This window comes from Pseudomonas sp. PDM19, assembly GCF_014852215.1.
In the GTDB taxonomy this organism is placed as follows: domain Bacteria; phylum Pseudomonadota; class Gammaproteobacteria; order Pseudomonadales; family Pseudomonadaceae; genus Pseudomonas.
Genome location: NZ_JACVBG010000022.1, coordinates 1 through 257, shown reverse-complemented (window position 1 = coordinate 257; position 257 = coordinate 1). Strand labels below are relative to the sequence as shown.

The following is a 257-nucleotide window of genomic DNA, read 5'->3' as shown; positions in this document are numbered from 1 at the left end:
CGCATACGGTGGATGCCTTGGCAGTCAGAGGCGATGAAAGACGTGGTAGCCTGCGATAAGCTTCGGGGAGTCGGCAAACAGACTTTGATCCGGAGATCTCTGAATGGGGAAACCCACCTAGCATAAGTTAGGTATCTTGCACTGAATACATAGGTGTAAGAGGCGAACCAGGGGAACTGAAACATCTAAGTACCCTGAGGAAAAGAAATCAACCGAGATTCCCTTAGTAGTGGCGAGCGAACGGGGATTAGCCCTTA

General features: G+C 50.2%; 1 rRNA gene. It reads left to right on the top strand.

The window, feature by feature from the left end:
• Position 1: 1 nt before the first annotated feature.
• Positions 2-257, top strand: a 23S ribosomal RNA gene (locus IB273_RS31330); the annotation flags it as partial.